At 68.1% G+C, this 23078-nt stretch carries 23 protein-coding genes; 8 read left to right on the top strand and 15 right to left on the bottom strand.

The genetic code is table 11. The annotated features are described in order from the left end of the window. Nucleotide 1: 1 nt before the first annotated feature. Nucleotides 2-817, bottom strand: coding sequence for an HAD family hydrolase (locus tag OHA70_RS12785; protein ID WP_328331965.1), 816 nt, complete (start codon nt 815-817; stop codon nt 2-4). Nucleotides 818-1283: 466 nt separating this feature from the next. Here OHA70_RS12785 and OHA70_RS12780 point away from each other — a divergent pair, with 466 nt between their 5' ends. Further along, nucleotides 1284-1925 carry a WhiB family transcriptional regulator gene (locus OHA70_RS12780; protein WP_328331963.1) on the top strand — a complete coding sequence of 214 codons (642 nt, stop codon included), beginning with the start codon at nt 1284-1286 and terminating at the stop codon, nt 1923-1925. Between the two features lie 163 nt (nt 1926-2088). Here OHA70_RS12780 and OHA70_RS12775 read toward each other — a convergent pair whose 3' ends face one another. Further along, nucleotides 2089-2886, bottom strand: a complete 798-nt coding sequence (locus OHA70_RS12775) for an HAD family hydrolase (RefSeq protein WP_328331961.1) — start codon at nt 2884-2886, stop codon at nt 2089-2091. After that, entirely contained in the window at nt 2883-4157 is a 1275-nt protein-coding gene (gene serS / locus OHA70_RS12770) for a serine--tRNA ligase (RefSeq protein WP_328331960.1), read from the bottom strand. The genes OHA70_RS12775 and serS overlap by 4 nt, the downstream gene beginning before the upstream one ends. A gap of 257 nt (nt 4158-4414) precedes the next feature. On the opposite strand from serS, the gene OHA70_RS12765 reads away from it, so the two are divergent. Next, nucleotides 4415-6007 carry a diacylglycerol kinase family protein gene (locus OHA70_RS12765; protein ID WP_328331958.1) on the top strand — a complete coding sequence of 531 codons (1593 nt, stop codon included), beginning with the start codon at nt 4415-4417 and terminating at the stop codon, nt 6005-6007. 115 nt (nt 6008-6122) lie between these two features. On the opposite strand, the gene OHA70_RS12760 is transcribed toward OHA70_RS12765, so the two are convergent. Beyond that, nucleotides 6123-6638: a DUF4446 family protein gene (locus OHA70_RS12760; protein WP_328331956.1), complete on the bottom strand. Its 516-nt coding sequence runs from the start codon at nt 6636-6638 to the stop codon at nt 6123-6125. A gap of 130 nt (nt 6639-6768) precedes the next feature. Here OHA70_RS12760 and larB point away from each other — a divergent pair, with 130 nt between their 5' ends. Beyond that, nucleotides 6769-7497 (top strand): nickel pincer cofactor biosynthesis protein LarB, encoded by a 729-nt coding sequence (gene larB, locus OHA70_RS12755; protein WP_328331954.1) that lies wholly within the window; start codon nt 6769-6771, stop codon nt 7495-7497. Then, a complete protein-coding gene (gene larC / locus OHA70_RS12750) occupies nt 7494-8828 on the top strand; it encodes a nickel pincer cofactor biosynthesis protein LarC (RefSeq protein ID WP_328331952.1) in 1335 nt (444 codons plus the stop codon). Before larB ends, larC begins: the two co-directional genes overlap by 4 nt. A gap of 18 nt (nt 8829-8846) precedes the next feature. Here larC and OHA70_RS12745 read toward each other — a convergent pair whose 3' ends face one another. Genes OHA70_RS12745 through OHA70_RS12735 form a run of 3 tightly spaced genes read right to left on the bottom strand, consistent with a single transcriptional unit; the run spans nt 8847 to nt 11643 of the window. After that, nucleotides 8847-9197 carry a cupin domain-containing protein gene (locus OHA70_RS12745; protein ID WP_328331951.1) on the bottom strand — a complete coding sequence of 117 codons (351 nt, stop codon included), beginning with the start codon at nt 9195-9197 and terminating at the stop codon, nt 8847-8849. A 32-nt stretch (nt 9198-9229) separates the two neighbouring features. Beyond that, nucleotides 9230-10846 carry a DUF2029 domain-containing protein gene (locus tag OHA70_RS12740; RefSeq protein ID WP_328331950.1) on the bottom strand — a complete coding sequence of 539 codons (1617 nt, stop codon included), beginning with the start codon at nt 10844-10846 and terminating at the stop codon, nt 9230-9232. Next, entirely contained in the window at nt 10843-11643 is an 801-nt protein-coding gene (locus OHA70_RS12735) for a glycosyltransferase family 2 protein (RefSeq protein ID WP_328331949.1), read from the bottom strand. Before OHA70_RS12735 ends, OHA70_RS12740 begins: the two co-directional genes overlap by 4 nt. Nucleotides 11644-11859: 216 nt before the next feature. Between OHA70_RS12735 and OHA70_RS12730 the strand changes: the two genes are divergently transcribed. Beyond that, a complete protein-coding gene (locus OHA70_RS12730; protein ID WP_328331947.1) occupies nt 11860-13062 on the top strand; it encodes an arginine deiminase in 1203 nt (400 codons plus the stop codon). A 230-nt stretch (nt 13063-13292) separates the two neighbouring features. On the opposite strand, the gene OHA70_RS12725 is transcribed toward OHA70_RS12730, so the two are convergent. From OHA70_RS12725 to OHA70_RS12710, 4 genes are all read right to left on the bottom strand, one after another. Beyond that, on the bottom strand, nt 13293-14267 hold the full coding sequence (locus OHA70_RS12725; RefSeq protein ID WP_328331945.1) for a DUF5926 family protein: 975 nt from the start codon (nt 14265-14267) through the stop codon (nt 13293-13295). Between the two features lie 45 nt (nt 14268-14312). Then, complete coding sequence (locus OHA70_RS12720; RefSeq protein ID WP_328331943.1) at nt 14313-14729, bottom strand: ATP-binding protein; 417 nt, start codon at nt 14727-14729, stop codon at nt 14313-14315. Nucleotides 14730-14981: 252 nt separating this feature from the next. Next, a complete protein-coding gene (locus OHA70_RS12715; protein ID WP_328331941.1) occupies nt 14982-15863 on the bottom strand; it encodes a glycerophosphodiester phosphodiesterase in 882 nt (293 codons plus the stop codon). Nucleotides 15864-15942: 79 nt separating this feature from the next. After that, nucleotides 15943-16296, bottom strand: a complete 354-nt coding sequence (locus OHA70_RS12710) for a winged helix-turn-helix transcriptional regulator (RefSeq protein WP_328331940.1) — start codon at nt 16294-16296, stop codon at nt 15943-15945. Between the two features lie 94 nt (nt 16297-16390). Here OHA70_RS12710 and OHA70_RS12705 point away from each other — a divergent pair, with 94 nt between their 5' ends. From OHA70_RS12705 to OHA70_RS12695, 3 genes are all read left to right on the top strand, one after another. Further along, nucleotides 16391-17035, top strand: a complete 645-nt coding sequence (locus OHA70_RS12705) for an NADPH-dependent F420 reductase (protein WP_328331939.1) — start codon at nt 16391-16393, stop codon at nt 17033-17035. A gap of 23 nt (nt 17036-17058) precedes the next feature. Continuing rightward, complete coding sequence (locus tag OHA70_RS12700; RefSeq protein WP_328331937.1) at nt 17059-18033, top strand: zinc-binding dehydrogenase; 975 nt, start codon at nt 17059-17061, stop codon at nt 18031-18033. A 101-nt stretch (nt 18034-18134) separates the two neighbouring features. Beyond that, on the top strand, nt 18135-19064 hold the full coding sequence (locus tag OHA70_RS12695; protein ID WP_328331935.1) for a hypothetical protein: 930 nt from the start codon (nt 18135-18137) through the stop codon (nt 19062-19064). Nucleotides 19065-19119: 55 nt separating this feature from the next. On the opposite strand, the gene OHA70_RS12690 is transcribed toward OHA70_RS12695, so the two are convergent. The 4 genes from OHA70_RS12690 to OHA70_RS12675 are packed head-to-tail and all read right to left on the bottom strand — an operon-like array spanning nt 19120 to nt 23067. Next, nucleotides 19120-20457 carry an LLM class flavin-dependent oxidoreductase gene (locus tag OHA70_RS12690; protein ID WP_328331933.1) on the bottom strand — a complete coding sequence of 446 codons (1338 nt, stop codon included), beginning with the start codon at nt 20455-20457 and terminating at the stop codon, nt 19120-19122. Then, on the bottom strand, nt 20454-21176 hold the full coding sequence (locus tag OHA70_RS12685; RefSeq protein WP_328331931.1) for an ABC transporter ATP-binding protein: 723 nt from the start codon (nt 21174-21176) through the stop codon (nt 20454-20456). Before OHA70_RS12685 ends, OHA70_RS12690 begins: the two co-directional genes overlap by 4 nt. Continuing rightward, entirely contained in the window at nt 21152-22003 is an 852-nt protein-coding gene (locus OHA70_RS12680) for an ABC transporter permease (protein WP_328331929.1), read from the bottom strand. The genes OHA70_RS12685 and OHA70_RS12680 overlap by 25 nt, the downstream gene beginning before the upstream one ends. After that, nucleotides 22000-23067, bottom strand: a complete 1068-nt coding sequence (locus OHA70_RS12675; protein WP_328331927.1) for an ABC transporter substrate-binding protein — start codon at nt 23065-23067, stop codon at nt 22000-22002. The genes OHA70_RS12680 and OHA70_RS12675 overlap by 4 nt, the downstream gene beginning before the upstream one ends. Nucleotides 23068-23078 lie beyond the last annotated feature (11 nt).

The raw sequence follows: 23078 nt of genomic DNA, 5'->3' as shown, positions 1-23078 counted from the left end.
TTCATGAGAGGTTGAAGATTTCTTCGAGGACGGTGGCGACACCGTCCTCGTCGTTTGTGGGGCAGACGACGTCGACCATCGCCAGGACGTCGGCGTGCGCGTTGGCCATCCCGTACGACGTCCCGGCCCAGGCGAGCATCGGCAGATCGTTCAGCGAGTCGCCGAACGCGATCGACTGATCGGCCGAGATCCCAAGCCCGGCAGCGAATTCGGCGAGCATCGCCGCCTTCGAGACTCCGCTCGCCGAGATCTCCACCAGGTTGGTCCCGCCACTGTGGCTGGCCGTCACCCGCGTGCCGACCAGTGGACCGATGGTGGCCAGCAGGTCGTCGGAATGCCAACTGGGATGGCGAACCAGCAGCTTCGCGGCCGGCTCGGACAGCAACTCGTCGAGCTGCGCGATCAACGTGTCCTCGGGTTTCGGCCACCGATTGAGATAGTGCGGTTCCTGTCCGTAACGATCGGTCCGCTCGATCGCGAACTCGACGTCCGGCAGCTCGGCCCGGATGGCGAGCGCGACCTCCAGGGCGACCGCCGGATCGATCAGCGCGGTCCGGATCGCCTTACGGCCAACGACGTCGTACAGAATGGCGCCGTTGGCAACGATCGCGACGCCGTGCGCGCCGACCAGGTCGGCGAGGTCGTGCAGCCAGCGTGGCGGCCGGGCGGTGACCATGACGAACTGGGCGCCGGCTTCCTGCACCGCGAGCACCGCCTTCTTGGTCCGTGGCGAGATCGAACGATCACTGTGTACTAAGGTTCCGTCAAGATCGGTCGCGACCAGACGGGGCGGGCGGACTGCTGCGGGGATCGGCACCGGACCACCGTAACTTCTTGCGACCGAGTCGCCTATACCTCTTCGAGAGACCCGGGCGCAACCGTTTGGACCTGGCTAAACCTGCAATCTGATTGACCGTTGAACAACGTCATCAGACCGTTACGGCAGGAAGCTGCAAAGGCAGCCAGTTCCCATGCACAGCAGGGTTTCTGCATGATTTCATGCGGTGGCGAGCGGGGAACCGGGGGCGTTTCAACCGCGTCCTAGACCTGTTCCGGATCACGGTCCGGTGCGGCCCCAACCCTGCAAACACTTATCGCCATATCGATGTGGAATTGGGTGCAACCAAATCCGCGGCCACAGCGTCAACAGTTATGGATCGGTGCGTCCCGCGCCGGGACGACAGGGTGGGTCGGCAACAGATCGGTCCATCAGCTAGTGGGTTCGGGAGTTCGAGCGTCATTCATCGTTCGTTCACCCGGGCCCTGGAACTTGGGGAGCCATGATGATCGTCAACAGCGCCAAGATAGCGGGGCAAGGGAGCAGCGGCTCTCGTGCGGCTGTCGACACATCTTCCATCGTGGAAGGGGCGATGACCGGCTGCACCGCACGCACGGACATCTTCCAGCACCGCCTGATGGAAGAGCCGCCACCCGCCTCGGCAACCCGGCGGACCCGGGAACGCTACGACCAGTTGGTCCGTGAGGCCAAGACCGTCTGCGCGTCCTGCCCGTTGTTCACCGACTGCCTGTTCAGCGCCGTCGCCCAGCACGATGTCAGCGGCTTCGTCGCCGGCACCACCGCCGCGCAGCGCCGCTCGATGCGGAACCTGCTGGACGTGGAGGTCCAGGCAGACGACTTCGACCAGCTGGCCGGAGCGCGGGGCACGCGCCGGCCCGTCAGCCACGAAGAGGTCCTGCGCCTGCGGACGCAGTACCCCAACGACAGCCTGGAATCCCTGGCCATGCGACTGGGTTGCTCGCTGTCCACCGTCAAGCGCCACCTGCGTAGGGCCCGCCGGGGACAGAGCCCGGCGACCAAGGCCCCGCGCGCCCGCCCGGAGCTGAGCGCCGTCCTGGACGCGTTCGACGCCGTGGTGGACCGGCCTTGCCAGTCACCTCGTCCCGGCAGTACCCGCGTCGCCTGACCCTGATACTCGGCCCGCCAGCGGACTATCAGTCAGTCATCAAAAGGTCATGGCCCTTGCTACAGCAGGGGCCATGACCTTTTTGGTTGCACAGTTTGGTTGCCGGGTGAAACTATCTCCGGAGGCTATTGCATTGTGGTCGAACAGTTCTCTCAGCTGAGCTTCAGAAATATCGGTTGAGCACTGCGGCGACACCGTCGTCGCTGACCGATTTGGTGACTTCGTCCGCTTTCGCTTTGACCTCGTCGGGCGCCGAGCCCATAGCGATCCCGAGGCCGGCGTAGACGAGCATCTCGATGTCGTTGCGGCCATCGCCCAGCGCGAGCAGATCCTCGGCTTCCAGCCCGTACTGCGCCAGCGCGACCTTCAGCCCGGTGCTCTTGTCGACACCCTCCGGCGCGATGTCGAGCCAGGCGGTCCAGCCGACCGCGTAACTGACTCCGTGCAGGCCGAGACGCTCGGCCAGCTCGATGAAGTCGGCCTCGGATGCCTCGGGGTCCCGGATGATCAACCGGGTCACGTGTCCGGGCGCCAGCTCGGCGTCGGAGACGACCCTGATCGCCACGCCGTCGGAGCCCAGATCCCCCGGCGGGAACGGCGCGGTCACCCGGTAGCCGGTGTTGTCGTCCTCCTCCACCGCCATCCGGGCGTTCGGAGCGTGCTCGCGGACCGAGGCGATCACCATCGTCGGATCAAAGGTCCGCTCGTCCACCACCTCGCCGGACGGTTGCCGCAACGTCCGCGCACCGTTGCTACAGACAACAAAACCTGGTGGCAGGCCGAGCAGCTCCGCCACCGGCCGGGTGCTCTGCCAGGAGCGTCCGGTGGCCAGGATGATCGGCACCTCGGCAGCGGCCCGCTGCACTGCGTCGATCACGGCGGGCGAGAGCCGCTCGTCGTGATCGATCAGCGTGCCGTCGATGTCGAGGGCAACGGCCTTCGGCCGCCAGCCGTCCGTCATTTGCCCACCGGTTCGAGGACCTCGCGACCACCGACGTACGGGCGGAGCGCGGCTGGGACCCGGACCGAGCCGTCCGCCTGCTGGTGCGTCTCGAGGATCGCGACCAGCCAGCGGGTGGTGGCCAGGGTGCCGTTCAGCGTCGCCACCGGACGCGGACGTCCGTCGGCGTCGCGGTGCCGGATGTTCAGCCGGCGGGCCTGGAAGTCGGTGCAGTTCGAGGTGGAGGTGAGCTCGCGGTACGCGCCCTGGGTCGGCACCCAGGCCTCGCAGTCGAACTTCCGGTACGCCGAAGCGCCCAGGTCACCCGTCGCGGTGTCGATCACCCGGTAAGCCAGCTCCATCTTGTCCAGCATCTCCTTCTCCCAGCCGAGCAGCCGCTGGTGCTCCGCGGCGGCGTCTTCGAGGCTGCAGTAGGAGAACATCTCGACCTTGTCGAACTGGTGGACACGGATGATCCCGCGGGTGTCCTTCCCGTAAGAACCCGCCTCCCGGCGGTAGCACGACGACCAGCCGGCGTACCGGATCGGGCCGGCGGAGACGTCGAGGATCTCGTCCATGTGGTACCCGGCGAGCGGGACTTCGGACGTACCGACGAGGTAGAGCTCGGGCTCTTCCAGCCGGTAGACGTCGTCGTGGGCGTTCAGGTAGCCGGTGCCGCCCATGATCTCGGGCTTGACCAGGGACGGGGTGATCATCGGGGTGAAGCCGTTCTCCACCGCCTGGGCGATGGCCAGCTGGAGCATGCCGAGCTGGAGCAGCGCGCCGACGCCCTTGAGGAAGTAGAACCGGGCGCCGGACACCTTCGCGCCGCGCTCCATGTCGATCGCGCCGAGCAGCTCGCCCAGCTCGAGGTGGTCCTTCGGATCGAAGCCCTCGGCGGCGAAGTCGCGCGGCTTGCCGATCTCCTCGACGACGGTGAAGTCCTTCTCGCCGCCGACCGGGGCCTCGTCGGAGACCAGGTTCGGCAGCTTGCCGGCCAACTCGTCGAAACGCGTCTCGGCCTCGGCTGCGGCGGCCTCATTGGCCTTCACCTCGGCGGCGAGCGCCTTGGTGCGCTCGAGCAGCGCGGTGCGCTCGTCGCCCTTGGCCTGCGCGACCTGCTTGCCGAGGCCTTTCTGCTCCGAGCGCAACGACTCGAACGCCGCGATGGACGATCGACGATCACCGTCGGCCGCCAGGACCTGGTCGACCAGGTCGGTACTCTCGCCACGCTTGGTCAGGGACGCGCGGACGACATCGGGGTTCTCACGGAGCAATTTGGCATCGATCACAGGTGCAGGGTATCGGGGCGTGTCAGCGGCGGCGAAGTCTATTCGGGATGATGAGCTGGCACCAGTACGTCATCGAGGCTCGTGAGTGGTGTGGATCGAACGATGGAGGTGGCCAGGTGCGTGCATCGCGGTGCGTGAGGAGCGTCCTCGATGCGGAGCATCGTGGATGCTGCTCAGGTGCCGCGAGGTGCGTGCCTGGGCGCCTCCAGCGTCGATCCACACCACTCACGAGCCTCTAAAGGGGGAAATCAGCCGGTATGAACCACCATCCACCGACTCACGTTGGCCGTGCGCTGACGGTTGTGCTGGGTGCGTTGCCGTTCATCGTGGTGACCCTGCTGGTCTTCGGGGAGTGGCCGCCGTTGCGGCGCTGGGATGAGTCGGTCGCCTCGCGGGTGTTCTCGTACGGCGCGGCGCACGACAACATGGTGGACGTCTGGCAGGTGGTCGGCGCGGTGATCCTGCCGTGGACCTCGCGAGCCGTGATCCTGGTCGTCGCCATCTACCTGTGGCACCGCCGCGCCCGGCTGCTGACCGTGTGGCTGATCGTCTCCGCCGGGGCTGAGCTCGGGCTCGTCCAGGCGACCGAGCACATCTTCGATCGGCCGCGCCCGACTCAGATGCTGGTCGAGTCCGGCGGCTGGTCGTACGTCTCCGGGCATGCCACCGCCGCCTTCGTGATGGCGGGGGCGCTCGGGGTGGTGCTGCCGTCAGTGCGCGGCTGGCGACGCCGGTTCCGGCTGCTGGTGACGCTGCCGACGATCGCGGTGGTCTGGATCGCGTCCATGGACCGGGTGTTCCTGAACGTGCAGTGGGTGTCCGACGTACTCGGTGGCTGGGCGCTCGGGCTGGCGATCCTGACGGCGACGTCGATCGGGTTCGGGCTCAGGCCCGGGTTGCGGCGCCGGCGTCGGCGTACGCCGGAAGACGGGAACGGTACGTCGATACCGCCGCGGGCAGCCGTCATCGTCAACCCGATCAAGGTCGGCGACGGGGTGGCGTTCCGGCGGAAGGTGACTCGGGCGCTGGCGGTCCGTGGGTTCGACGACCCGCTGTGGCTGGAGACGCGGGAGGACGATGCGGGCAACGCGATGGCCAAGCGGGCGATCGAGAACGAGTCGGATCTGGTGCTGGTCGCCGGCGGCGACGGGACGGTACGGGTGGTTTGCGCGGCGTTGTCAGGTACGGGCATACCGGTTGGTGTGATTCCGGCCGGTACGGGCAATCTGCTCGCTCGGAATCTGCATATCCCGCTGGATCTGGATGACGCATTGGAGCGGATCCTGGACGGGCGGGACCGGCGGATCGACCTGGTCAAGGTGTCCGGCGACGGGCTCGATACGGATCACTTCGCGGTGATGGCCGGGCTCGGGCTGGACGCGGCGATCATCACCGGGGCGCCGCCGATCCTCAAGGCGCAGATCGGCTGGACGGCCTACCTGGTCTCGGCGGCGAAGAACATCAACCACCCGTCGGTGAAGGTCCGGATCGTGCTGGACGACGAAGAGCCGGTGGAGCGCCGGGTGCGGACGGTCGTGGTCGGCAACGTGGGGATGCTGCAGGCGAACATCCCGCTGCTGCCGGACGCGCGGCCGGACGACGGGCTGATCGACGTCGTGGTGATCGCGCCGCGGCGGGTGACCCAGTGGCCGCTGGTGTTCTGGCGGGTGATGACGCGGACGAAGCGGACGGAGATGTACCTGGAGCGCTTCACCGGGCGCAAGGTGGAGATCACCTCGGCGGTCGACGTTCAGCGTCAACTCGACGGCGACGGCATCGGCCCTGGCCGGACACTGACCGCAGAGGTCGAGCCCGGCTCCCTGGTCGTCCGGGTCCCCAAACGCCGCTGACCACCCACCTGCGCCCCGCGACATCTCAGGGGTTAACCCCTGAGACGGTGGGTTGCCCCCTCGGATTCTCGCTGGGCAACCCACGATTTGAGGGGATAACCCCTCAAATGGTGGGTCACTGGGGTGCTGGGGTGTCGCGGGGTTGGGCGGCTTCTTTGCGGAGGGTTTCGAGGGCTTCTTCTTCCTCCGGCGACAGTTTGGCGTCGCTTTCGAAGGACTTGACCTCTTTGGCGTACGAGCGGGCGTCGTTGCGGCTGTTGATCGAGGTGAGGACGACGCCGTCGCCCTTGTCGTCGAGCAGCGCCATCGACCAGGAGAGCCGGCCGCCCATGTCGCCGTACGCGTCGTAGCGGACGACCGCGAGGTGCTGCAGCGTCTCGCGGAGCTCGCTGCGGGCGTCCTCCAGCTCCTTGCTCAGCCTGCGGAGCTCCGACTTGACCGTGCCCGGCTTGGCCTCGGGCTGAGCGGGCTGCGGCTCGGTCTGGGGCTGCGGTTGGGGCGTGGCGGGCAGCTTGGCGGCGGCCTTGGGCGTGCCGGACTGCGCCCTCAGCGCCTGAATGGCGAACACGAGGGCGAGCACCGCCACGAACAGAGCGGCGATACCGAAACCAGCGGCTAACGTCGAAGACACGCACCGCAGCCTAATGGCTGCGTGGTCAAGCGGCTGCGCTGCGTCGCACTACTGGGCCTTGCCGGGGCAGCGCGGGGCTCCGTCGGGGACCGAATCGGGGGAACCGTGGATCGCCACGTAGATTCGCGGGGTGACTCATTTGCCTGACCCCAGCAACAACCCCGGCCCGCTGCCCGGAGTGCATGACCTCGGTTACGCACGCCTCGACACTGACCGCTTGGAGCGTACGGGCGACGCCGAGGTGGTCTACGGAGCGGGGAAGACGCCCGAGCAGGTTGTAGAGCTCCTGCGCACCCTGCACGAGACCCACCCCGGCCATGCCGTCCTGGCGACCCGCCTGAGCGTTGAGGCGCAGGAGGCGGTCACCTCCGCCCTGCCATCAGCAGTCGTCGACCCAGTAGGCCGTACTGCGGTCCTGGGCGCTGCACCCGTACTGCGGGGGACGGTGGCGGTAGTAGCTGCCGGTACTTCGGATGCGCCGGTGGCAGCCGAGGCTGCGACGACTGTCGGGGTGTTCGGGGCGAATGTGGACCTGATCACCGATGTCGGGGTGGCCGGCTTGCATCGAATCATGAGCGCTCGCGAGCGGTTGGACGCTGCCGACTGCCTCATCGTGGTGGCCGGGATGGAGGGCGCGCTGCCTAGCGTTGTGGGCGGGCTGGTTGGAGTGCCGCTGGTCGCAGTACCGACATCTGTTGGGTATGGCGCTTCGTTCGGTGGGGTGGCTGCCCTGCTGGGCATGCTCAACTCGTGTGCGCCTGGGGTGACCGTGGTGAACATCGATAACGGCTTCGGGGCTGGCGTCTTCGCTGCTCGGGTCGCGCGACGTGCTGCACCCACTGAGGTGAAGTCGCAGTGAGAATCGCCTGGATCGACTGCGCAGCCGGCGCCTCCGGCGACATGCTCCTGGGCGCTTTCCTGTCCGCCGGGGCCGACCTGGAGGTCGTCAACGCGGCTGTCGCCGCTGTAGACCCGTCCCTCTCGGTAACGGTCGAACGAACGTCGAGACACCAGATCGCAGCAACAAAGGCATCTGTCCGAGTCAGCGGAGAGCTCCACCCAGAGAACTTCCCGGACCTGGCGCCGGCTAACGCCGGCGCTTCGGATCAGGTTGAGGCCGGGCAGGCTGGTGACCCGGCCAGTGCTGGCCATGGGCACGGCCATGGCCATGCGGATGACCTTGCCGGGCACGGGCATGGCCACGCTGAGGTTGGCGGGCATACGCGGACTTGGGCTGAGGTTCGGCGGTTGATTGAGGGGGCTGGGTTGGCTGACGCTGTGCGGGAGCGGGCGTTGGATACCTTTGCTCGGTTGGCTCGGGCTGAGGGGGCGGCTCATGGGGTGGAGCCGGATGAGGTGCATTTTCATGAGGTGGGCGCGCTTGATGCGATTGCCGACATTGTTGGGGTTGCTGCTGCTTCGGTTGCGTTGGAACTGGATCGGATCGTGGTATCGACCATCGCGTTGGGGGGTGGGCGGCAGGTTCGGGGGCAGCATGGGGGGATTCCGGTGCCGGGGCCTGCGGTGCTCGCGCTTTTGGCTGAGGCGGATGCTCCCGTTGTCGGTGGCACAGCGCCGTACGAGATGACTACGCCGACCGGCGCGGCTCTGCTTGCGTCGCTGGCGGACGAGTTCGGGCCGTTGCCGCCGATGCGGATTCAGCAGACCGGGATCGGCGCGGGCGGGCGCGACCCGGTCGAGGTGCCGAACATTGTGCGGGTGATCGTCGGTGACGGGCTCGAGCGGCCGGCCACCGAGCTCGTCTACGAGACCAACGTCGACGACCTCGACCCGCGGATCTGGCCGCAGGTGCTCGCGCGGCTGATGGAGGCCGGCGCGGCGGACGCGTGGCTGACCCCGATCCTGATGAAGAAGGGCCGGCCGGCGCACACCCTGTCGGTTCTGGTCGGCGGCGCGAACGCCGAGGAAGTCCGCTCGGTGATCCTGTCGGAGACGTCGGCGATCGGGCTGCGCGAGTCGCAGGTCCGTAAGCACGCGGCCGACCGCGAGTTCGCCAGCGTCGAGGTCGAGGGCCAGCGCATCCACGTCAAGATCGCCCGGTACGGCGGTCAGGTGGTCAACGTGCAGCCCGAGTACGACGACGTCGCCGCGGCCGCCTCGGTCCTGAAGAAGCCGATCAAGTCCATCCTCGCCAAGGCCATCGCCGCCGGCCACGAACTCTGGAGCTGACGCCCCGCGGCCGCCGTCTTAGGAAGCGTCGTCCGGGTGGACGAGGTCCGGGTGGCGGCCGGTGTAAGCCGGGGCGAAGAAGACCAACAGGGCGAGGTCTTCGGTGACGTCGACGAAGCGGTGAGGCTCTTCGCCGGGGACGAAGAGCACATCGCCGGGGCCGATCAACTCGGTCCGCGACGGGGTGACCAGGGTTGCCCGGCCGGTGGTGACGACGTAGATCTCGTCCTCCCGGTGCGGCTGCTGGTCATCGACCCCGCCGACCGGGATCGAGTACGTCCCCACCGACAACGACTCGGTCACCAACTGATCGGCGTAATGGCTCGGCAGCGCATGCTGGAACTCGCCCGCCCCTGAAATCTTCTGCACCGGGTGAGACTAGGGCACGCGGTCGTCCTGCCCTAGGGCGTGGAGACCTTCTGAGGCTCTGGCTTTGCCTTGCGCTTGGGCCAGTCGTACGGCCACCACTGGGCGCCGCCTCGGCGGGCCCAGACGATCAGGCCGATCAGGACGGCGAGCTCGATCGCGGGGCAGACGGTGTCACGGAGACGGGTGCTGAACCACTCGAGCGAGTCGGACAGGAAGGGTGCGACCTGGCGTGCGTTCGGATCGCGGCCGGGGACGTAGGCGATCGCGATCATCGTGGTGCGGATGACCATCCACTTGTCGACCTTGGATGCGGCGACCGCGGCCAGTGCGACCCACGCGATCACGTCGTACCAGGGCAGGGAGTACATCGCCGTGACGATCCAGGCGATGCCGTAGATCGCGGTGTAGCGGATCGCCTCGGGGGTGTGGTCGTCCGGATGCGTGCGTGGGACGAGCGACTTCGGGAAGACCTGGGAGAGCAGGATCCCCAGCACGATCAGGCCGGCCCAGGCGGCGATCGCGAGCACCGTCCGGACCAGGCCGTTCGGCAGGAACAGGGTGAAGAAGCTGAGCAGCACCTTGTGCGGCGTACCGGTCGAGATGAACGAGCTGTTCGACCGGGCCTGCTGCAATGCTTGGAGGCCGACGACGGCGTACAGGCCGGCCATCGAGACCGCGCCGCCGATGCAGAACATGATCACCTTGCGGCGGTCGGAGCGCAGCGACCAGAGCATGGCGACGCCGACCAGGCCGATCGACAGCTTCGTACAGCCCGCGATGCCGAGCATGATGCCGGCCCAGAAGATGTGTCGGCGGAAGAGCACCAGCGCGATGACCGCGAACATCACGGCGATCGCGTCGTTGTGCGCGCCGGCCAGTACGGTCCAGAGCAGCAGCGGGTTGCCGAGGGCGAGCATTGCGACGCGCCGCTTGGCGGGCAGGCTCGGGCCGACCAGCTTCATGAGGAGCAGGCCGGAGACGATCAGGCTGATCGCGACGGACAGCTGCAGCATCCAGACGGTGAGCTGCATCGAGTCGCCGCCTACCCAGGACGAGAACCACTGCACCCAGGTCGCGATCGGGCCGTAGACGCTCTTCGCGCCCTGCCATGGGCGCTCGGTCGCGGCGATCACCGGGTCGTAGCCGAGGCGGATGGTGTCGGCGGGCGCTGTCGTGTACGGATTGCCGCCGAGCGACATGATCCGCCCGTACGCCGCGTAGATCAGCACGTCGCCGGAGGCCATCGGAGGTACCAGCGTGACGGCCGCCGTCGTACCGATGCCTAGGGCAACTAATCGGCTGACGCGGGGGGCCCAGCCGTTCTTGATCGCTCGCGCGGCAAGGAAAACTCCGTAGCCGCCGAGCAGGATCGCGACGTAGATCATCAGCGTCACGAGCCAGTCGTTCGGCTTCGTGGTGAACCAGTACGACGGCAACCACGCGTGCCGATTCGTCAACGTCAGCACAACCACCGAAGGCCCGAGCAACCCCGCAGCAACAATCAGAACCGTCGACGCCAGATACAAACCAACCGCCCGGCGACCGTCGCGATCGGCGCCCGATGAATGAGCTACGGCCTCGCCGGCGGGCGGAAGGTGGGCGGGCGCCTCGCTGGTGGGGGGCGGGGTGGCGTCTTTGTCGGTGGTCATTTGCTGGGTCCGCGGGAGGGTAGGGCGTTGCGTGCGGAGAGGGCCCGGCGGAGGTGGAGGTATTGGCGGGCGCGGTGTAGCTGGCCGCGGAGGTCAGTGCCGCTGGCTCGATGGCGGACGTCGATGGGGATCTCGAGGATGCGGAAGCCCTTGCGGCCGAGGTCGATGCTCAGGGCTGCTTCCACGCCGAAGCCCGGGGCCAGCGGAAGGGCTGCTTCGAGGGCGACCCGGGTCAGGCAGCGCTGGCCGGAGAGCGGCTGCTCAGGGGCCCAACCGGTGGCTTGCTCGATACCGGAGCGGGCCAGGCGTACTACGAAGCCGTGGCCGCCGGGCTTGCTGCCGTCGGGACGGAGCTGGGCGGGCAGGGTGCCGATCGTCATGTCGGCGCGTCCGGCCAGTACCGGCTCGATCAACGGCTCGGCACCGGTCGCGGAGTCGGCGAGGTCTGCGTCGAGGAACAGCAGGTGGCGCGGCTGCGCAGCACCAGCACCAGCACCAGCACCAGCACCAGCACCAGCACCAGCGTCCAGCTTGGCGACGGCAGCTGCGCCCGTCTCCATCGCGGCGGCTTTGCCGCGGTTGCGCGGGTGCCGTACTACGGTCGCCCCGGCGCGCTCAGCAGCCTCCGCGGTGCCGTCGGTGGAGCCGTCGTCCACGACCACGACCAGGTCGACGCCGGCGATCTTGCGGACCGCGTCGATCGTCGCGCCGATCCGCTCGACCTCGTCCTTGGCCGGGATCACGCACGCGACGGATCCCCGGGCTGGCTCGACGGGAGGCAGATCAGTACCGGACACAGCACCGCAGCCTAGTTGTTCGGCAGCCGATCCCCCGCCTCCGTCCCCGCGCCCTGTGGATATCTCGTCCTTTCGACCGATCCCCGGCGGCCGGCTGCTCAAGTTGGAAATCCGCAGAAATTGTCGGACAATCAGACAGAATCACAACGGCCTGCACGCTCAACCGCGCGCTGCCGTAGCTTGGTGGGGACGGGATCCGGACGAGAGGGCAGGCAGATGACCGAGGCGTATGGCGTCGACAGCGAGGTCGGGCCGCTGCGAACTGTGATGCTGCACCGGCCGGGCAACGAGCTCCGCCGGCTGACACCGCGGAACAACGACAAGCTGCTCTTCGACGGACTCCCTTGGGTCGGCCGCGCGCAGGACGAGCACGACGCGTTCGCCCAGGTACTTCGTGACCGCGGCGTCGAGGTCCTGTACCTCCACAAGCTGCTCGCCGAGGCACTCAGCGACCCGGCCGCCCGCGCGGTGGCGGTCAACGGCGCGACCGAGGACCTGCGACTCGGCGACACGCTGCGCACCTACCTGCACGCAGGGCTGACCGCACTCGACCCGGAGCAACTGGCCGAGGCGTTGATGGCCGGCGTGCGCAACGACGAAGTACGGGCCGGGGGTGGGCTCGTCACGTCGCTGCTGGCCCACGAGGACTTCCTGATCGACCCGCTGCCGAACCTGCTGTTCACGCGCGATTCGAGCGTCTGGATCCATGACAACGTCGCCGTCACCTCGCTGGCGATGCCGGCTCGCGTGCGCGAGTCGCAACTGACCGAGCTGATCTACACGTACCACCCACGCTTCGCCGGCGCGGAGAAGGTGTACGACCACAGCCTGGAGCACGTCGAGGGTGGCGACATCCTCGCCCTCGGGCCCGGAGTACTGGCCGTAGGCGTCGGTGAGCGGACCACGCCGGCGGGGGTCGAGCGACTCGCGCGACGGGTGTTCGCAAAGGGTTTGGCGCACACCGTCCTCGCCGTGCCGATCGCACAGCAGCGGGCGACGATGCACCTCGACACCATCTGCACGATGGTCGATGTCGACGCCGTGCTGATGTACCCGAACATGGCCGAGGAGATGCGCGCTCTCGCGGTCACCGCCGAAGGCGAAGAGTTGCATGTCGCGGAGTCCGAGCCGTTCCTGGTCGCCGCGGCCAAGGCGCTCGGTATCGACACCCTGCGCCGGATCGACACCGGCCTGGACCCGGTCACCGCCGAACGCGAACAGTGGGACGACGGCAACAACACCCTCGCGCTCGCACCGCGCGTCTGCATCGCCTACGAGCGGACGGTCGAGACGAACCAGCGGCTGGAGGAGTCCGGCGTCGAGGTCATCCGCATCGCCGGCTCCGAGCTGGGCTCCGGCCGAGGCGGCCCTCGCTGCATGTCCTGCCCGGTACTCCGGGACCCCGTGACCGTCGCCTGACGCCCGCAGTACGGGTCCGGATGTGGCAGCGATGCCGCATCAGGAGAGGTACCTGACAACGCAAGTACAGGTGACGACACGCGGAGTGAAATCGGGGGTTGTCGACCGGGCCGGTTATGAGTACTCTTCATGCCTAGGCCCAGGCCCTGTTGCTCCCCCGTCAGCAGGACTTGGGCCGTCCACGTGAAAGGGCCCCGCACTCGATGAGTGCGGGGCCCTTTTGTTCTGTCCTAACGGATCGTCAACTGACGGCTCGCCAGACCAGCGCGGGCGGCCCGCTCTTCAGTGGTCAGTGCGGCCTCGGTGGCGAGTGCCTTGTCGAGCGCGACGGCGAACTCGGCAGCCGGCTTCTCCAGGTCGGCGGCCTCGGCGTCGGCCGGCAGCTCCCACACCGGCGCCAGTACGCCGAGCGCGCGGAAGGAGCCGATCAGCCGGCTTCCCTCGGTCAGCGCGGACGAGCCGGCCGCGTGGAGCCTGGCGAGCGCGTCGAGCACGGTGTCCTCCGCGTGCGGCAGCACCCAGCGCAGGTACCGGCGGTCGCCGATCTGCGTCCAGTACGCCGCTTCGACCGAATCCAGCCGTACGGTCGGAGCAGCCGCCGCGTTGGCGCGCTCGAGCCCGGCCGCCACCTCACCGGTCGGGTCGTCGACGTTCTCGCCGACCCAGTAGTCGAAGCCCTCGTGCACCTTGACGGTGATCGGCTTGGAGGTGTCGATCAGGTCCTGCAGTCGCGGACCGTCCTTGAGCAGGTCGCCCAGCTGGATCGGGTTGCCCGGCTCGGTCGCCAGCGCCGCCGTGATCGCGTGAGCGACGTCGCGGCTCGGGTCACCGGACGAGGCGTGCGTCTGCAGGCCGATCCAGATCGTCTCGTCGTCGCGGACCAGCCCGGGCATCGCCATCGGCAGCAGGGTGACCAGGTTGACGGTCTTGCCCTTGTGTTCGCCGGCCAGCGTCAGCTCCGCAGTACCGGCGGGGACGATCTCGCGGAAGGCGATCAGGTCGCATTCGGACGGCAGGCCCTCGAACGGGCGGACCACGAAGGTGTCGGCCGCCTGCGCCTGCTCACGGCCGTGGCACTGCTTGAACCGCTTGCCGGAGCCACACGGGCAGGGTTCGCGCGGGCCGACGTCGACCAGGTCGGCCGGGTCCAGCGTGACGGTCGTGGTCGTGGTGTTGTTGGCGCGGTTGCGCGACTTCTTTCCCATACCCCGCAGTCTTGCAGTATCGGGCCAGCGGTCACCAACCCGCGGTCAGCGCGGGACGACGGCGTACACGGTCCGGCGGGCGGACGTGGTCCGGACACCCCACTCGGACGTCAGGATGTCCACGATCGCCAGGCCCCGGCCACCGACCGCTCCGGGGTGAGCGTCGACGACCCGCCGCGGCTCGGTGTCGCCGCGGCCGTCGACGACCTCCAGATGGATTCCGGCCTTGTCGATCCACCAGGCGGCACGCACCTCACCACCCGGCAGCGGAGGCGCGTACCGGATCGCGTTGGAGAGCAGCTCCGAGAGGACCAGCTGCGCATCGTCGCAGGCGTGCTCCGTCACCCGGTGCCGCTTCAGATAGCCGACCAGACGGCGGCGGGCATCTGCTACCGCAGACACTTCGTGCGGCAGTACGACGTCCACAATGCTCACGTCGGCGGGCAAGGTCGCAGAGGACAAGCAGGGTCTCCTCAGGTCGGAACAACACTCCCACTTCTGCCCCCGATCAGGGCCGGGAAAACCCTCGCAGGTATTCCGTTACATAGCGGCGCCGAAGATCACACGTTTAGCAGAGAAACCGAGACAATTCGGACGGAATTGAACGTGCAAATAACAGTTCGCATTCGGCTCGTCACGCAGGCGGACAAAGTGAGACGCACCCCACAAACGCTCCGCAACCACCGCGCTCGAATGAGCGGGGACCGAATGCCCTCAGTCGGGGCGGTGGGACCGGCGGAGCGGGAGGTGGAGCTTGCGGCGGGAGGGCTGGCTGGGGAGGGCCGGTGAGGTCTGCGGAGGGCTCGCGAGGGTCTGGATGGCCAGCTCGGGGCGGTCGCTGATCAGGGCGTCGACGCCGATGTCCTGACAGTGCCGGACGTCCTGCTCGGTGTTCACGGTCCAGACGTGCACCTGGTGGCCGTGTTTGTGGGCACGATCGACGTACTCCGGGTGGGCGGTGACGATCTCCAGGCTCGGACCGGCGTACGAGACGCCAGTGGGCAGGGAGCCGTCACGGAAGCGGAGCGGGACGCGATCCATCAGCAGCACCGTGCGGAGGCCGGGCGCCAGGACGCGCATGCGGCGCAGCGAGAGCCAGGAGAAGCTCATCACGCGGATGGGTGACTCCGTGCCGATCTTCGGGTGCGCCCAGCCGAACCGGTCGAGCATCTCGATCAGGCGGCGCTCCACCAGCCCGGCGTACCGGGTCGGGTGTTTGGTCTCGATCGCCAGCTCGAGCGGCCGGCCGGCGTCCCGTACGGTCTCCAGCAGCCGCTCGAGGGTGAGCACCTTGGTCAGGTCGGGGTCGGGCAGCTCGGCCTCGTCGTCGAGCTCGGCCCAGGGGTTCTTCCACGATCCCCAGTCGAAGCCGTCCAGCTCCTCGAGGCTCATCGTGGACAGCACGCCGCGCCCGTTGGAGGTGCGGTCGATCCGCCGGTCGTGGACGCAGACCAGGTGGCCGTCGGCGGTCAGCCGGACGTCACACTCCAGTCCGTCAGCGCCTGCTTCGACCGCCCGGCGGTACGCCGCCAGCGTGTGCTCGGGACTGACTTCGCTGGCGCCGCGATGGGCCACCACGCTGGGGCGTTTCGCCATGAACCAACTCTGACATGCTCACTCGTCAACAACTCCCGCAGGCACGCCAACCTCTGCAAAACGCTGACCGGTCGCGCGGCTAGGCGGGCGCGGCGGGAAGGATCGCCTCGCCGTTGTCGGCAGCCCATTGCGCCAGCGCCGCCAGCGGGCCGGCGGCGAGCGAGGAGCCCGTGGGGGTGAGCTCGTAGGCGACGCCTCGATGGTCGGCGGGCACCGCGGTACGCGTGATCAGGCCGTGCTTGGTGAGGCGCATGAGGGCCTGGCTGAGCACCTTGTCGCTGACCCCGCCGATCCCGGCCAGGAGGTCGCGGCGGCGGGTAGTACCGCGCCTGAGCGCCATCAGGACGAGCGGGTCCCAGGCGTGCGCGATCAGCTCGGTCGCCTGGCGCAGGCGGCAGTCCGCCACGAAGGTCTCACAGCCGCCGTTGTCCACAGCCCGATTGTGGCAGGAAGTTCCCTACCGATCGGTCGGAGAACGGCGCCTAGCGTGAATTGCAGAAATCTGGACGAGTGGAGGATTTGATCAAATGAAGATTGCCTTTCTGGGGACCGGGAACCTGGCCGTTGCGCTCGGCAAGGTGTGGGCGGCGGCCGGGCACGAGATCTTTGTCGCGGGCCGATCGTCGGACAATTCGGCAAAGGCCGCCGCGGCCTTCTCCGGTACGCCGATCGAGCCGGCCGGACTGGCTGCGGTGGCCGACGTGATCGTGGTCGCTGTGGCGTGGGAAGGGCTGCCGTCGATGCTGTCGCTCGCGGGGGCGCCGGACGGTGCGTTCGCGGGGAAGACGGTGATCGATTGCACCAATGCGGTCGACTACGCGACTGGACGGTTGAAGCCGGAGAGCGGGTCGGCCGCGGCGCTGGTCGCCTCGCTGGCACCCGGTGCCCACGTGGTGAAGGCACTGCACCTCTTCGCCGGAACGTCTTGGCCGGGGCGAAACGGCGGGGCGGCCGACGCCGGGGTCGAGCGGGCGGTTGTGGCCGTGTGCGGCGACGACGGAGGTGCTCTCGAGGTCGCCGCGACCCTCATCGGCGACCTCGGAGGCGAGACGGCGGTCGTCGGCGATCTGAGTAGCGCTCGGCAACTGGAGGAGGCAGCCGGGTTTGTGATGCGGGTGGTGGCTGCGGGCTACAACCCGCGGTCGGCTGTACCGGATGTGCGGGTGGGGTAGGTCAGACTGGCCGGGTGACGCAGATGCGAGCAGTTGTCCTGACCGAGCCTGGGCCGCCGGAGTCGTTGAAGGTCAGCCTGGTCGAGCGGCCCGAGCCGCGCGACGGATGGGTGCGGATCAAGGTCGAGGCGTTCGGGCTGAACCGGTCCGAGTACCACCTCCGGGCGGGGATGGCGACGAACGCGAAGTTCCCGATCATCCCGGGGATCGAGGCGACCGGCACGGTGGACCTGGCGCCGGGTGGCGAGTTCGCGGTCGGGCAGCAGGTGGTCGCGATGATGGGCGGGATGGGGCGCGAGTTCGACGGCGGGTACGCGGAGTACACCGTCGTACCGGCGAGCTCGGTCGTGCCGGTGACCACCGACCTCGACTGGGCGACTCTCGGCGCCTTGCCGGAGATGCTCCAGACGGCCCACGGCTCGCTGCACACCGGGCTCGCGATCCAAGCGGGGCAGTCGATCCTGGTCCGCGGCGGCACCTCGTCGGTCGGCGTGGCTGCCGCCATACTGGCCAAGGAGCAAGGCCTGACGGTCTTCTCCACGACCCGCAACCCCAAGCGCCTGGACATGCTGCGAGAGCTGGGTGTCGACCACCCACTGGTCGACAACGGCAACGTCGCGGCACAGGTCCGGGCGATCCTCCCCGAAGGCGTCAACGCGGCCCTCGAACTGGTCGGTACCAACGTCCTCCCCGACACCCTCAAAGCCACTGCCGTCCACGGCACCGTCTGCTTCACCGGCATGCTGAGCGACGCCTGGACCATCCCCGACTTCTACCCGATCGGCTACCTCCCCAACGGCGTCCGCCTGACCGCCTACGGCGGCGAGTCCAGCGACCTCCCCGCCGTCGCCCTCCAGCGCTACATCGACCTGGTTGCCGCAGGCAAGCTCCCGATCCGGATCGACCGCGTCTTCACCCTCGACGAGATCGCCGAGGCCCACCGGATCATGGAGAACGGCGAAGCAGTCGGCAAGTTGGTCGTATCCGTTGCAGGTTGATGCAATTTTGCTGCTCATCAGGTGGCCGGATCTGTAGGGTGTGCCCGACATTCGGCGGTGCGCGGGGCGGGCATCGAGGTACCAAGGGGAGAACTCTGCTGATGAAGATTCGTCGATTTGCTCTTGCGGTGGCCGGGCTCAGCCTGGTCACCGGAGCCACGGTGGCCGGCCAGGCCACCGCCGGAGTACAGGGCAAGCCCGGGCCCGAGTTTGCGGCAGCCGTCAAGGCGCAAGCGGCGGGGGCGTGCAACGTACAGGTCGGCGCGGTGGACAACACCGGAGAGGCCAGCGCAGATGCCATCTACGCAACCAAACCGCTGACCGCGGGCGGGCCGATGGACTTCAAGTACTTCCCGATCCGTGCCAGCGCCACTTGGTACTACACGGGTCGCACCACGCCCAAGTCGTACTACAGCGCGTACGTCCTGCAGGGCGCGAACCTCTACCTCGCCAGGGCGAACTACGAGTTCGGCGATGCCACCGCACCGACAGCCCAGCGGGTCGGCACCGGTTGGGCTGGGTTCAGCACCATCGCGACCTCCAACGTGCTGGGTTCGAAGGGACACAAGTTCCTCTACGGCCTGCACGGCAACGGTTCGCTGTACCGGTACAACGTCACCACCGGCGCGGTGAAGTCCTACGGGTCGGCACCTGGCTACTCAGGATTCAAGGCGATCACGGTGATCTCCGAGACGGCGGCGTACGACACCCTGCTGGCCAGCACCAAGGCCGGCGCTCTGTGGACCATCCACATCCCGGTCACCGCGCCGTTCAAGGCAACCCTCAAGCTGGTCCGCTCGACCGGCTTCAAGGCGTACGACTATCTGGTCGCCCAGCGGTGTGGCGCGAGCAGCACCATGCTCGCCGGGCTCAGCAAGACCAGCCAGGTGGCGACCGCCTACGCCGTCAGCCACGCCAACGGCACCAAGACCGTGATCAACCCTCTCGGCACCGTCGAGCTCCACTCGAAGGCCAGCAGTGTCCGCCTCCTCCGCACCCAGAGCGACGGCCCGCAGCTTCTCGGCGAGTGACTTCCTGAGCTGGTTGCCCACCGCGTCCTGCAGGAGACGCGGTGGGCAAGTCTTTTTAGCTGACGGCTTCCTGTAGGGACTTGGTACGGCCGGTGGGACGCGCCAAGCCGTAGTGGTCTCGGAGGGTTGTGCCGGTGTAGTCGGTGCGGAACAAGTCGCGTGCTTGCAGGATCGGGACCACGTGGTCGGCGAAGGCTTCCAGGCCGGACGGTAGGACCGCAGGCATGATGTTGAAGCCGTCGGCCGCGTCGGCGTCGAACCATTCCTGGATCGCGTCGGCCACCTGTTCCGGGGTGCCGCTGAAGGTTCGGTGGCCTCGGCCTCCGCCCAGGCGGCCGATCAGTTGGCGGACGGTGAGCTTCTCGCGGCGGGCCAGGGTGACGATGAGCGTGTAGCGGCTCTTGGCGCCCTCGATCTCGTCCTCGTCGGGAAGATCGGCCGGGAGTTGCTGGTCGAGCGGCAGGTCCTCCGGCTTGACCCGCAGCGTCTTGGCCAGTTGCTGGCGGGCGTACTCGGGTTTGATCAGGTCGTCGAGTTCGCGTTCCAACCGCAGGGCTTCGGCTTCGGTGTCACCGATCACGGGGACGATGCCGGGGAGGATCTTGAGCGTGGACGGGTCGCGGCCGAGCGCGGCGGTACGGGCTTTGAGGTCGGCGTAGAAGGCTTGAGCGTCTTCCAACGTCTGCTGTGCGGTGAAGACGGCCTCGGCGTAGCGGGCAGCCAGGCCCTTGCCGTCCTCGGACGACCCGGCCTGCACGATCAGGGGATGACCTTGCGGTGAGCGGGGCAGGTTGAGGGCGCCGTGGACCTGGAAGTGGCGGCCGACGTGTTCGATCGGCTGGACCTTGGCGTTGTCGCCCCAGACGCCGGATTCCTTGTCAGCAAGGGTTGCGTCGTCCTCCCAGGAGTCCCACAGCTTGTAGGCGACCTCAAGGAACTCGGCTGCCCGGTCGTACCGCTCGGCATGCGCAGGCTGATCGGCCAGGTTGAAGTTCTTCGCCGCATCCGGGCCAGCGGTGGTGACGACGTTCCAGCCGGCACGCCCACCGCTCACGTGGTCGACGCTCGCGAAGCGTCGCGCCAGGTTGTACGGATCGTTGTACGTCGTACTGGCGGTAGCGATCAGCCCGATCCGTGAAGTGGCCGCCGCGATCGCGGTCAACAGCACGGTCGGCTCCAAGGCGCCGGCCGGGCGGCGCCCGATGTCGCCGATCAGCTGGGGCGAGTCGGCGAAGAAGACCGAGTCGAACTTGCCGCGCTCCGCGATCCGGGCCAGGTTCTGGTAATGCGCCACGTCCGTGTTCGCGACCGGGTTGCTCTCCGGCAGCCGCCACGACGCCTCGTGGTGCCCGGTGCTCATCAAGAACGCGTTCAAGTGCAGATGACGGCTCACAGCGATACTCCCAACGCATCAAGAAGTCTGGTACGGACGGCAGCGAACCCGGGATCCGCCGGGCTGCGCGGCTCGGCGAGCTCGATCTGTTCCTCCGCAACGATCCGGCCCTCGTCGAGCACGATCACCCGGTCGGCGAGCACGATCGACTCGTCCACGTCATGGGTGACGAGCAGCACGGCCGGCTGATGCGCCGCGCAGAGTTTCCTCAGCAGAACATGCATCTTCAGCCGGGTCAGCGCGTCCAGCGCCCCGAACGGCTCATCCGCCAACAGCAACGCGGGCTCCCGTACCAACGAACGCGCCAGGGCGACCCGCTGCTGCTCACCGCCGGACAACTCGTTCGGCCAGGCCTTCTCACGCCCCGCCAATCCCACCTCGGCAAGGCTTTCGCGTCCTCGGTCGTCAGCGCCGCGCAGACCCAGTACGACATTGTCGAGGACCCGTGCCCAGGGCAACAATCGCGAGTCCTGGAAGACGACGGAGACGTTCCCAGGTACGACGAGTTCGCCAGAGCCAGCGACGTCGTAGTCCAGCCCGGCGAGCGCACGCAGCAACGTGCTCTTGCCCGAGCCGCTCTTTCCCAGCAGGGCAACGAATTCGCCGGGCTTGATGCTGAGGTCGAGGTTGTCGAGTACTGCGCGGTCGTCGTACCGCCGGGTCAGTCCTCTGACCTCGACGGTGTGATCCAGCGTCAGTCCGCCAGTGTGCGTCGCCATGACAGCGTCCTCCTCTGGACCAGTCGGACCACGCCGTCGGAGAGCAGGCCGAGCGCGCCGTACAGGACCAGCCCGACGATGATGATGTCGGTCTGTCCGTAGGTGCGGGCCAGCTCCATCATGTAGCCGATGCCGCTGGTCGAGTTGATCTGCTCGACGACCACCAGCGACAGCCAGGCAGCCGTCACGGCGAAGCGCAGGCCGAGCAGGAAGCCGGGCAGCGCGCCGGGCAGTACCACCCAGCGGATGAACTCCCAGCGGGACAGCCCGACCGTCTCAGCAAGTTCGACGTACCGACTGTCGATCGTGCGCAGGCCGTTGTGGGTGTGAATGTAGATCGGCACGAAGACGCCGAGCGTGATGGTGGTGATCTTCATCGACTCACCGATGCCGAGCCAGAGGATCAGCAGCGGGAGCAGGGCGAGCGACGGGATCGCCCGCTTGATCTGGATCGGACCGTCGAGGATCGCCTCGCCCAGCCGGCTCAGGCCCGAGAAGAGCGCCAGGACCGTGCCGAGCAGGACGCCGATGCCGAGGCCTGCGAAGGCTCGCTGCGCAGACGTCCACAGGTTCGACTGGAGCCGGCCGTCCGCGATCAGGTCGCCGGTCGTGGTGACGACCGTCCACGGCGCCGAGAGTACGCGCGGATCGAGCACCCCGGTCGCGGACCCGATCGACCAGATCACCAGGAGGAGGATCGGGCCGAGAGCGGCGCCGAACTTGAGCTGCTTGCCCGGCCCGAGCCGCCGGCGCCGACGGAGCGGTTGAGCGACAGCGCGTTGCTCCCGCTCCCCCGTCCGGATGCCTGGAATCGCCAGCTGCGTCACTTGGCCGCCGCCTTGATCGCATCGGACGCCACGGTCTGGAAGCGCAGGTCGTACAGGTCCTTGGCCTGGATCACCGGCTTGCCGGTCTCCTTGGCGAGCAGTTCGATGGTCTCCTGCTGCCGCTTGATCGCGTCGCTCCAGTCACCGCTGATGTCCGGGTGGCCGGCGTTGTCGACCAGCCACTGGCCGTCCGCCTCGGTGAGTCCCTGGTCCTTCACGTAGTACCCCTCGATCCATTCCTTGGGGTGCTTGTCGATCCAGTCCTGAGCGACGCCCCAGGCCGCGACGTACGCCCGGATCGCGGCCGCCTTGCCCGCGTCCTCGAGCGACTCGGTCGGCCCGTAGAGGTGACCGGCGTCATCGCGCAGCCCGTGCTGGATCGTGGTCCCGCCGTCTTTGCCGTACTTCGTCAGGTACCGCTTGATCGAGACGCCGCCGATCGGCGCGACGTCGACCTGCTTGGCCGCGAGCGCGTTCGGGTAGATGTCCCCGGTGCTCGGCAGCTCGACGAGCTTGACGTCCTCCTTGGTCAGCCCCGCCTTCTTCAGCACCTTGAGCACCAGCGCGCCCTGCGCCTGGCCGGGGCTGTACGCGATCTTCTTGCCGCGCAGGTCGGCCAGCGTCTTCACCTGTACGCCGGGTGCCACGCCGAGCTCGTAGATCGGGTGATTGATCGGGTCCAGCCGGAATTTGGAGGCGACGATCTTGACGTGCAGCCCGGTCCAGGTGGCGTGGATCGACGGGATCTCCGCGACCGAGCCGAGGTCCAGCGCGTGCGCGCGGAACGCCTCGGTGGTCTGTGGACCACCGCTGAGGTTGGCGAAGGTGGTGTACTTCGAGACCTTGTCGAGCTGGCCCGACAGCTTGAACGCCACCTGGGTGGCCGGATCGCCGACGACGATCTTCACGCCGTCCGGTACTTCGGTCGGCAGCGGTGCGTCGAGCGCGAGCTTCGCGCCGGTCCCGCCGGCCTGGGCGTCGCCGCCGCAACCGGAGAGCAGGGTGACGGCGGCCAGTGCCGCGGCGGCTAGTACAGCAAGGGATTTCTTAGGCATGAGCTTCATCCAGACAGGGG

Origin of the sequence: Kribbella sp. NBC_00382 (assembly GCF_036067295.1) — a bacterium.
In the GTDB taxonomy this organism is placed as follows: Bacteria; Actinomycetota; Actinomycetes; order Propionibacteriales; family Kribbellaceae; genus Kribbella.
Note: the sequence above shows the minus strand (reverse complement) of the source record. Positions and strands in the feature narration are given on the sequence as shown.